The following is a 366-nucleotide window of genomic DNA, read 5'->3' as shown; positions in this document are numbered from 1 at the left end:
GCCTGTCCGGGGTCCGGCTCGTGGTCTCCGACGCCCACCGCGGCCTGGTCAACGCGATCGGCGCCGCCCTGCCCGGCGCATCGTGGCAACGCTGCCGCACCCACTACCTGCGCAACCTGCTCGCCAAGGTCCCCAAGAGTGCGCAGCCGTGGGTGGCCACCCTGGTCCGTACCATCTTCGACCAGCCCGACACCGACGCCGTCCGAACCCAATACACCCGCGTGCTGGACACGATCGGAGAACGGTTCCCCGACGCCGCCGAACACCTCGACGACGCCCGCGACGACCTGCTCGCCTTCACCGCGTTCCCCCACGAAATCTGGAAACAGATCCGCTCGAACAACCCCCAGGAACGCCTGAACAAAG

The 366-nt window shown here is 68.3% G+C and carries 1 protein-coding gene; it reads left to right on the top strand.

Annotated elements, in window-relative coordinates; genetic code table 11:
- On the top strand, positions 1–366 hold a 366-nt coding region (locus QSK31_RS48625), incomplete at both ends, for a transposase (RefSeq protein ID WP_285692016.1).

It is taken from the genome of Actinoplanes sp. NBRC 103695, assembly GCF_030269485.1.
GTDB lineage: Bacteria > Actinomycetota > Actinomycetes > Mycobacteriales > Micromonosporaceae > Actinoplanes.
This window is presented reverse-complemented; position numbering and strand designations above follow the sequence as displayed.